Source organism: Trebonia sp. (genome assembly GCF_049794275.1).
Classification (GTDB): Bacteria; Actinomycetota; Actinomycetes; order Streptosporangiales; family Streptosporangiaceae; genus Trebonia.
This window is the reverse complement of the sequence record NZ_JBARCR010000362.1, coordinates 1-8,285: the sequence shown is the minus strand read 5'-3', so window position 1 is coordinate 8,285 and position 8,285 is coordinate 1. Positions and strand designations below refer to the sequence as shown.

Genomic DNA, 8,285 nt, shown 5'->3' with positions numbered 1-8,285 from the left:
CACGGAAAGTCGAATGCTTGCATGACGGAACGGAAAAGCCCCACCGCGGTGCTGCGGGAAGGCCCCCGCACGCTGACCGAGGACCAGGTGCGCGAGATCGAGGAGACCAGCCTCGAGGGAGTGCTGCACGTCGACATCGACGACGTCATCGAGTACGTCCACAAGGACCTGAAGTCGCTGCCGGACTACACCACGCTTTACCGCAGGTACCTGAAGCAGCGGTGGGACGTCTACGACCTGGACTTCAGCCAGGATGTCGTGGACTGGACGGAGAAGATGACCGAGGCGGAACGGGAATCGTTCATCGCCATCGCGTCTGGCTTCCATCACGGGGAGCGGCAAGTCGAGATTGAGCTGCCGGTGTTCATGATCGGCGCCAGCGAGGAGGAGAAGCTCCACATCGCCGCGCAGATCGAGGACGAGGCCCGGCACACGGTCTTCTTCGACCGGTTCTACCGTGAGGTGGTCGGCCTGCGGGGAGACGACATCATGGCCGTGCTTGACGCGTCGTTCTCCTGGGTGTCCGAGACGTTCGTCGGGCCGTTCGGGCTGCTCGCGTACCAGGCGGATGAAGTCAGGCGCAACCCGTACGACGAGCGGGCGCGCGTCCGCTACGGCACGAACTACTTCCTGTGGATCGAGGGCGTGCTCGCGCTGTCGGTCATGAAGGTCACGCTCTCGTACGCCCGCTGGCGCGGGTTCCTTCCGGCCTACTACACCGGCTTCACGGCGACGTGCCGCGACGAATCGCGGCACGTGCAGGGCGGCATGCGCTACCTGCAGCAGGCCGTCCGCAAGGACCCGACGATGATCAACGAGATCCACAACACCCTGCGGACGATCCTGGCCTCGTCCGGCGTGGTGAGCCGGCGGATCTACTACGAGCCGCTCGGCTGGACCGATGAGGAGGTGCGGCTCCTGTTCCGCCAGCAGCTGCGGCGCAAGCTGAACGACGTGGGCATCGACCTCGCTCCCGATATCGAGGACATGCTCAACCGGGCACAGCCGGTGCTGGCGGGCGGATGACCCATGGCGGCACCCGGTTTCTTCACCAGTGAGTGGGCCGGCGCGGTCCGCGACGCGCTCACCGCCGGGCCGTCGGTACAGGCTCGCGCCGGGAAACTCCAGATGTACTGGGACTTCTTCGAGAAGATCAAGGGCAAGTACGCCTCTTCGTGGGCGCTGGTGTGCCGGGACCTGCCCGAGCGCCCTGGGCGCCCCGGGCGTCCCGGGCACCCCGCCCAGTCCGGCGAAGCGGTGTCCCTGTTCGTGGAGTGGGGCGACGGCGTCGTGACCGGCTGCCAGATCGCCGACCCGGGCGACCCCGGCGACCCGGGCGCCGGGATCCATGCCACGTACACGCTCGCTATGGACTACCGGGACTGGAAGGCGCTGCACGAGGGGTACGACGCGCAGCGCACGGTCATGTACCGGAAGATGCTGCTCACCGAGGGCGACCTGCTTGAGTTCTTCAAGTCGATCTACTTCTTCGTGGAGTGCCTCGCGGTGATCGGCGGCGTGCCAGCCGAGTATCCGGAGCGGATCGGACCGTCATAGGAGGCTTTCCATGGAACTTGACCTTGGCCCGGAGATCGCGCGGTTCCGGGCGGAGCTGCGGGCCTGGATCGCGGCCGAGACGCCGCCGGGCCTCGCCGGGCTCATCGACTGGACCATGCCCATGACCGCAGGCGGCCGGCGCGGCGCCCAGCTGGCCGTGGCGATGGCCGACCCGGCCTACGCCGAGTGGGCGGCCAGGCTGCTGGCCAGGCGGCTGATCTGCCCGCAGTGGCCGGAAGAGTACGGCGGGCAGGGCATGGACGCCGTGCGCCTCGCCGTCCTCAACGAGGAGTTCTACCGGGCGGGCGTGCCGCGCGTCACTCGCGGCATGGGGGAGAGCCTGGTCGGCCCGTCCATCATCGTGCACGGCTCGCCCGAGCAGCGGGCGTACTTCCTGCCGCGGATCATCTCCGGCGACGACGTGTACTGCCAGGGGTTCTCCGAACCCAACCACGGCTCGGACCTCGCCGCGGTGGAGACGCGCGGCGTCGTGCAGGGAGACGAGATCGCCGTCACCGGGCAGAAGGTCTGGACGTCGGGAGCGGCCAGGGCCAACCGGATGTTCCTGCTCTGCCGGACCGACCCGGACGCGGAGAAGCACGCCGGACTGTCTTACGTGCTGATCGACTTCAAGGATCCCGGTGTCCAGTACCGGCCCATCAAGCAGATCTCGGGCGCGGCGGAGTTCTGCGAGGACTTCCTGGACGGCGTCCGGGCGCCGCTGTTCAACGTGATCGGCGGGCTGAACAACGGCTGGCGGGTCGCCATGACCACACTCGGCCACGAGCGCGGCGGCCAGGCCACGGTCGCCCACCTGGGGTTCGAGCGCGAGTTCTGGGACCTGGTGGAGATGGCGCGCAAGCGGGGCAAGACCGCCGACCCGCTGGTCCGGCAGCAGCTCGCCTGGGCCTACACCCAGGTCGAGCTCATGCGGTACAGCGGACTGCGCACGCTGGCGCGGGTGGCCGCGGGCCGCCCGCCGGGCCCGGAGGCGTCGATCGCGAAGCTCTTCTGGAGCGAGTACCACAAGCGCCTCGGCGAGATCGCGATCAGCATCGAGGGCCCGGACGGCCTGCTGCGACCGGACGGCGACGGCTATCAGGTCAGCAAGTGGCAGAACGTGTTCCTGAGCAGCCGGGCGGGCACGATCTACTCAGGGACCAGCGAGATCCAGCGGAACATCATCGGCGAGCGCGCGCTCGGCCTGCCCAAGGAGCCACGGGTGGCGCCCTGATGGGGACGCCGGCCGCCGCCGCGAACTACGTCGCGTCGCGCGAGCTCGTCACCCCGCGGCGGCTGCGCGAGTTCTTCGCCCCGAAGAGCATCGTCATGGTGGGCGCCTCGGACAACTCCGGGTGGGGCAGGTTCATCGTTGCCAGCTGCCAGACGACCGGATTCGGCGGGCCGCTGATGATCGTGCACCCCAGGGCCAGGACCGCGTACGGCTTGCCGGTCGTGCCCAGCCTGTGCGACCTGCCGGAGCCTGCCGACCTGGCGTTCATCCTGGCGCCCGTGCAGGCGGTCGAGAGCGTCCTTGCCGATATGGGCGCCGCGGGCGTCAAGAACGCTGTGGTCCTCGCCTCGGGCTACCGGGAGGTGGGCGACGACGGCCGGGCGCTGGAGGACGCGATGGTGTCACGGGCGATCGCCAACGACATCACCGTGCTGGGCCCGAACTGCCTGGGGTTCCTCAACGCGCGCACGCGGGCTGCGCCCTACGCGCTGACCGTCCCGCCGCCGCTGATCGCCGGCCCCGTGGCCGTCGTGCTGCAAAGCGGCGCCCTGGCCAGCGTGGTGCTCGCCTTCACCCGGGCGCACGCCATCGGGGTGAGCGTGCTCACCTCGGTGGGCAACGAGTGCATGATCAAGACGGTCGACGTAATCGACTACCTCATCGAGGACGACGCGACCAAGGTCATCTGCCTGTTCCTCGAAGAGATCGGCGACCCGGCCAAGTTCGCGCGGGTGGCCGAGAAGGCCAGCCGCGCGGGCAAGCCGATCGTCGCGCTCAAGGTCGGCTCGAGCCAGGTCGGCCAGCAGGCGGCCCTGGCGCACACGGGCGCGGTGGCCGGCAACGACGCGGTCGTGGACGCGGCGCTGCGCCAGCTCAACGTCATCCGGGTCACCAGCCTGGAGGAACTGCTGACCACGGGCGCGATGCTCGGCTACAACAGGTGGCCGCGCGGGCGCCGGATGGGCGTGCTCACCGCTTCCGGCGGCTCGTGCGACATCATCGCCGACGCGGCCAGCACGGAGAGCCTGCAGATCCCGGATTTCGCGCCGCCGACCGCGGCGGCGATCGCCCAGCACCTGCCGCCGTTCGCCAGCGCGCGCAACCCGCTGGACGTCACGGGTTTCGGCCTGGCCAACGTGAGCGCCAGGACAGGCACGATGACCGCCATCGACCACGCGCTCGATGCCGCGGTGGACGACCCCAACCTGGACTTCGTCCTGTTCAACGGGGTGAACCTGCCGGACACAAGGCCGCAGGACGAGGACATGGCGGCGACGCTGGAGGCACGCCTCGACTGGCTGGCCCGGCGGATGGCCTCCGCGCCCATCCCGGTCATCCCGATCGGCGCCACTTGCGTCGACGTCAGCGCCTATGGGCGCGAGATGCTGAGCCAGCGCGGCCTGACCATGCTTGGCGGGCTCAATACGGGGCTCAAGGCGGTGAGCAACGCGCTGCGCTGGCTGGAGAACCGGGGCGGGCACCCCGGGCACCCAGGACACCCCGGGCTCCCCGCCCGCTCGGTGTCCCCGCCCGCCGTCCCGGTCTCCGGTCCCTGGCCTGAGGCCGAGGCGCGGCAACTGCTCGCGTCGTCCGGCGTGCCGGTGGTGCCCGGAGAGGTGGCAACATCCGCGGATGAGGCCGTGGCCATCGCCAGGCGGGTCGGGCTGCCGGCCGCGCTGAAGGTCTGTTCGGCGCAGATCACGCACAAGTCAGATATCGGCGGGGTGGCGCTCGGGCTGAACTCCGAGACGGCCGTGCGGGCCGGGTATGAGAAGGTGCGCGCCGCGGGCGAGGCCGTCTCCGGAGCGCGCGTCGACGGCGTGCTCGTGACGGCGATGCGCTCCGGCGGGGCGGAACTGCTCGCGGGCGTCACCATCGACCCGACGTTCGGCCCGGTGCTCGCGGTGGGCCTTGGCGGGATCTGGGTCGAGATCTTGCACGACACCAGCCTGCGAGTGCTGCCCGTCGACCAGGCCGAGGTCAAGCGCATGCTCGGGGAACTGCGCGGGCTGCCGCTGTTGCAGGGCGCGCGCGGCGCGCAGCCCGCCAACCTGGACGCGATAGCCGAGGCGATCGCCGGGCTCGCCGCCGTCGCCCTGTCGCTGAACGGCGCGCTGCGCGCGCTCGAGGTCAACCCGCTGTGGGTGAACGGAGATCAGGTAGAGGCGCTCGACGTCCTCATTGTCACGGAGACGGAGCCATCGAAATGATGCTGGGTACCACCGCGGAGCAGGACGAGCTGCGCGCTTCGGTCAGGCGCTTCCTGACAGCCCGGGCGCCGCTGACCCGGGTCCGCGAGCTGATGGAAAGCGAAGACGGAACGGACCGTGGTGTCTGGGAACAGGCGGGAACTCAGCTCGGCCTGCAGGGCCTGGCCGTCCCCGAGGCCTACGGCGGGGCCGGGTTCTCGTTCGCCGAGCAGGCGATCGTGCTTGAGGAGTTCGGCGCGGCGCTGTACGGCGGCCCGTATCTGGCCAGCGCCGTGCTGGCGGCGACCGCCCTGCTGGCAAGCCCGGACGAGGGCGCCCGGCGCGACCTGCTGCCCGGGATCGCGTCAGGAGAGGTCATCGCGACGCTGGCCTTCACCGAGGACGACGGCTCCTGGGACCCGGCCGCGATCTCCATGCCGGCCACCAAGAACGGCACGGGATGGAGGCTGGGCGGCCACAAGAGCTTCGTCCTTGACGGACAGTCGGCCGGGCTGCTCCTGGTGGTCGCGTCGACGACCGCGGGGCTGTCCTTGTTCGCGGTCGACGCGACGGCCGCCGGGCTGACCAGGACCGCGCTGCCGGCACTGGACCAGACCAGGAAGCTGGCCCGGCTGGAGTTCAGCGACGTGCCTGGCAGGCTGATCGGCTCGCCAGGCGACGCGGCGACGGTGCTGGACCGCACCCTGGACGTGGCTGCGATCGCGCTGGCCGCCGAGCAACTCGGCGGGGCGCAGCGGGCACTGGACATGACGGTGGAGTACGCGAAGATCAGGCACCAGTTCGGGCGGCCCATCGGCAGCTTCCAGGCGATCAAGCACCGGTGCGCCGACCTGCTGCTCGAGGTTGAGTCGCTGCGGTCAGCGGTCTCCTACGCCGCCACCGCGGTCGCCGAGGGCGCGGCGGAGGTCCCGGTCATAGCCCCGCTGGTGAAGGCGTACGCGTCGGAGACCTTCTTCCACGTGGCCGCCGAGACCATCCAGATCCACGGCGGCATCGGATTCACCTGGGAGCACGACGCTCACCTGTATTTCAAGCGGGCGAAGTCCAGCGAACTGTTCCTCGGCGACGGCAACTACCACCGGGAGCGCCTCGCGACCCGGCTGGGGCTGTGACCTGGTCCGGTTAAGTCGCGGCGGCCGTCGGTTCCGGCGGGCGGCCGGCGCGGGTATCGCGGGGCGTGGTCGCGGAATTCACCCGCCACCTGGGCGTCGGCCAGCGCGGCGAGGAAGCCGGCCGGGCCGTCGAAGTCCGGCACCTCTACGTAGGAGGCGCCCACGCCGGGCGCGTCGTGTGCGTCGGAACCCGCCCCGCCGGGCAGCGAGTACCTCTCCGCCAGGCCGGCCGCCCGCTGGTTCAGCGCCTGGTCGGCGACTTTCGCGTTGAAGACCTCGATGATGTCCGCCGCCCCGTCCGCGCACATGCCGGGAAGCAGCCTGCCCAGGCTGGATCGCACCGGGTCGAACGGATGCGGGACGTACACCAGGCCGCCTTGCGCCCTGATCCGGCTGATCACCTCGCCGAGCGGCAGCACGTACGGAATCCGCTCGGTCAGAAACAGCCCGATGACGTCACCGTTCGGGGTCCTGATCTCCTCGCCGACGATGATCCGCACGCCCAGGTCGCGCTCGGTCGCCGTGACGGCCGCCGACGTGACGTTGTGGTCGGTGACGCAGACCACGTCCAGGGCGGTCTGCCGGGCCCGCTCGGCGAGCTGCTCGAGCGTCAGCACGGAGTCGCCGGACGCGGCGGTGTGCAAGTGGCAATCCACCCGCACCCGCCCGGCAGGCGCTCGCGAGCCGGGGACCGGCCGGTCAACAGGCATCGATCGGGACTGGGCCCGCTCCTCCCTGGCCAGCGATAATAATAGAAACGTATTCTAATATCGTCAGCTCTCGCAATCCGCGCATCGCCCGGCGACGGAGGTTGCCCATGGGACTCGATCGCAGCCTGGTAGGAGTGCCGAGTGAACCGCAGCTGCGGTCCTGGGACAGCAAGGACGCCCTGCTGTACGCGGTGGGCGTCGGAGCCGGACTGGGCAGCCCCCTGGAGGAGCTGGAGTTCACGACAGAAAACTGCGAGGGGATCGAGCAGAAGGTGCTGCCGACGTTCGGCGTGCTGATCGCCCAGGCGCGGGCCGGCCGAAGTCTCGGCGACTTCAACCGGGCGATGCTGGTGCACGCCGAGCAGTTCTTCGAGCTGCACCGGCCGCTGCCGGTGACGGGCACCGTCCGTACGGTCTCGACCGTGACCGGTATCTACGACAAGGGCTCGGGGGCGCTCGTGGTCAGCGAGAACGTCGCGACGGACGCGGATACCGGCGAGCCGCTCGTGACCGCGCGGAGCGGGACGTTCATCCGCGGAGAAGGCGGCTTCGGCGGCCCGCGCGGCGCCGGCCCGCCGTGGGAGCGCCCGGACCGGGAGCCCGATCTGCGGGTCGTCTTGCGGACCAGGCCCGAGCAGGCGCTGATCTACCGCCTGTCCGGTGACCGCAACCCGCTGCACGTCGATCCGAAGTTCGCGGCCAGGGGCGGCTTCAGCCAGCCGATCCTGCACGGTCTGTGCACCTACGGAGTCACCGGCCGGGCTCTGCTGCACGCGCTATGCGGCTCGGATCCCGCCAGGTTCCGGTCGATGTCTGGCCGCTTCAGCCACCCGGTGCTGCCGGGCGAGTCGCTGACCGTATCGATGTGGCGGCAACGCGGCAGCGACACCGCTGCCTTCCAGACGACGCGGGAGGACGGCGTAGTCGTGATCGACAGGGGCCTGTTTCAGGGGGGTTAGAGCGTGCTCGGACAGCCGGCACCTTCCGTTCGGAATGAAAAGAATGATTCTTCCGAACGGGCCCGTGGCGCCTCTCACCGGGAGACGGGGACCTCGTGCCAGAGTCCGCCGTTGAGGTTGAGGTTGTTGCCTTTGGCCTGGCCGGGGGCGGTGTCGCCGATGTAGGTGTAGAGCGGGTGCCCGTTGTAGGTGAGCTGCTCAGTGCCGTCGGTGCGCTTGATCGTGCCGACCTTGCCTGGCAGGCCCTGCCCGGCGGCGGTGGTGCCGGTCACTGGGGGCCAGTACGCGGCGCAGCTGCCGTAGCACTTGGAGGCGGTCGGGGTGTCGGGGGCGAAGGAGTAGAGCGTGCGGCCGTTGGCGTTGGTCAGTACGGTGGTGCCGCTGATCGTGGTGGTCGTCAGGGCGGTGCCGGTGGCCGCGGGTGCCGTCGAGCTGGCTCCGCTCAGGGCGAGCCCGAACAGCACCAGTGCCGCGACCGCCAGGCCCGCGGCGGTCATCCCGGC

The 8,285-nt window shown here is 70.2% G+C and carries 8 protein-coding genes; 6 read left to right on the top strand and 2 right to left on the bottom strand.

The window, feature by feature from the left end; translation table 11 throughout:
• Positions 1-21 precede the first annotated feature (21 nt).
• From WA805_RS09955 to WA805_RS09935, 5 genes are read left to right on the top strand one after another with little or no spacing between them, the layout of a single operon-like run.
• On the top strand, positions 22-1,026 hold the full coding sequence (locus tag WA805_RS09955; protein ID WP_425242198.1) for a hypothetical protein: 1,005 nt from the start codon (positions 22-24) through the stop codon (positions 1,024-1,026).
• Between the two features lie 3 nt (positions 1,027-1,029).
• Entirely contained in the window at positions 1,030-1,557 is a 528-nt protein-coding gene (locus tag WA805_RS09950; RefSeq protein WP_425242197.1) for a hypothetical protein, read from the top strand.
• A gap of 10 nt (positions 1,558-1,567) precedes the next feature.
• Positions 1,568-2,791: an acyl-CoA dehydrogenase family protein gene (locus WA805_RS09945; protein WP_422339986.1), complete on the top strand. Its 1,224-nt coding sequence runs from the start codon at positions 1,568-1,570 to the stop codon at positions 2,789-2,791.
• Positions 2,791-5,001, top strand: a complete 2,211-nt coding sequence (locus tag WA805_RS09940; RefSeq protein WP_425242196.1) for an acetate--CoA ligase family protein — start codon at positions 2,791-2,793, stop codon at positions 4,999-5,001. The genes WA805_RS09945 and WA805_RS09940 overlap by 1 nt, the downstream gene beginning before the upstream one ends.
• Positions 4,998-6,113, top strand: a complete 1,116-nt coding sequence (locus WA805_RS09935; protein ID WP_425242195.1) for an acyl-CoA dehydrogenase family protein — start codon at positions 4,998-5,000, stop codon at positions 6,111-6,113. The genes WA805_RS09940 and WA805_RS09935 overlap by 4 nt, the downstream gene beginning before the upstream one ends.
• On the opposite strand, the gene WA805_RS09930 is transcribed toward WA805_RS09935, so the two are convergent.
• Positions 6,074-6,823, bottom strand: coding sequence for a PHP-associated domain-containing protein (locus tag WA805_RS09930; protein WP_422290428.1), 750 nt, complete (start codon positions 6,821-6,823; stop codon positions 6,074-6,076). The two genes, WA805_RS09935 and WA805_RS09930, sit on opposite strands and share 40 nt — an antisense overlap.
• A gap of 134 nt (positions 6,824-6,957) precedes the next feature.
• On the opposite strand from WA805_RS09930, the gene WA805_RS09925 reads away from it, so the two are divergent.
• Positions 6,958-7,782 carry a MaoC/PaaZ C-terminal domain-containing protein gene (locus WA805_RS09925; protein WP_425242194.1) on the top strand — a complete coding sequence of 275 codons (825 nt, stop codon included), beginning with the start codon at positions 6,958-6,960 and terminating at the stop codon, positions 7,780-7,782.
• 74 nt (positions 7,783-7,856) lie between these two features.
• Here WA805_RS09925 and WA805_RS09920 read toward each other — a convergent pair.
• Positions 7,857-8,285: hypothetical protein (locus WA805_RS09920; protein WP_425242193.1), on the bottom strand; the 429-nt coding region annotated here is incomplete at its 5' end.

Excerpts from the sequence above, each read along its gene's own strand:
- WA805_RS09930 (WP_422290428.1), bottom strand. The coding sequence starts at position 6,823 with ATGCCTGTTGACCGGCCGGTCCCCGGCTCGCGAGCGCCTGCCGGGCGG.
- WA805_RS09950 (WP_425242197.1), top strand. The coding sequence starts at position 1,030 with ATGGCGGCACCCGGTTTCTTCACCAGTGAGTGGGCCGGCGCGGTCCGC.
- WA805_RS09940 (WP_425242196.1), top strand. The coding sequence starts at position 2,791 with ATGGGGACGCCGGCCGCCGCCGCGAACTACGTCGCGTCGCGCGAGCTC.
- WA805_RS09955 (WP_425242198.1), top strand. The coding sequence starts at position 22 with ATGACGGAACGGAAAAGCCCCACCGCGGTGCTGCGGGAAGGCCCCCGC.
- WA805_RS09935 (WP_425242195.1), top strand. The coding sequence starts at position 4,998 with ATGATGCTGGGTACCACCGCGGAGCAGGACGAGCTGCGCGCTTCGGTC.
- WA805_RS09945 (WP_422339986.1), top strand. The coding sequence starts at position 1,568 with ATGGAACTTGACCTTGGCCCGGAGATCGCGCGGTTCCGGGCGGAGCTG.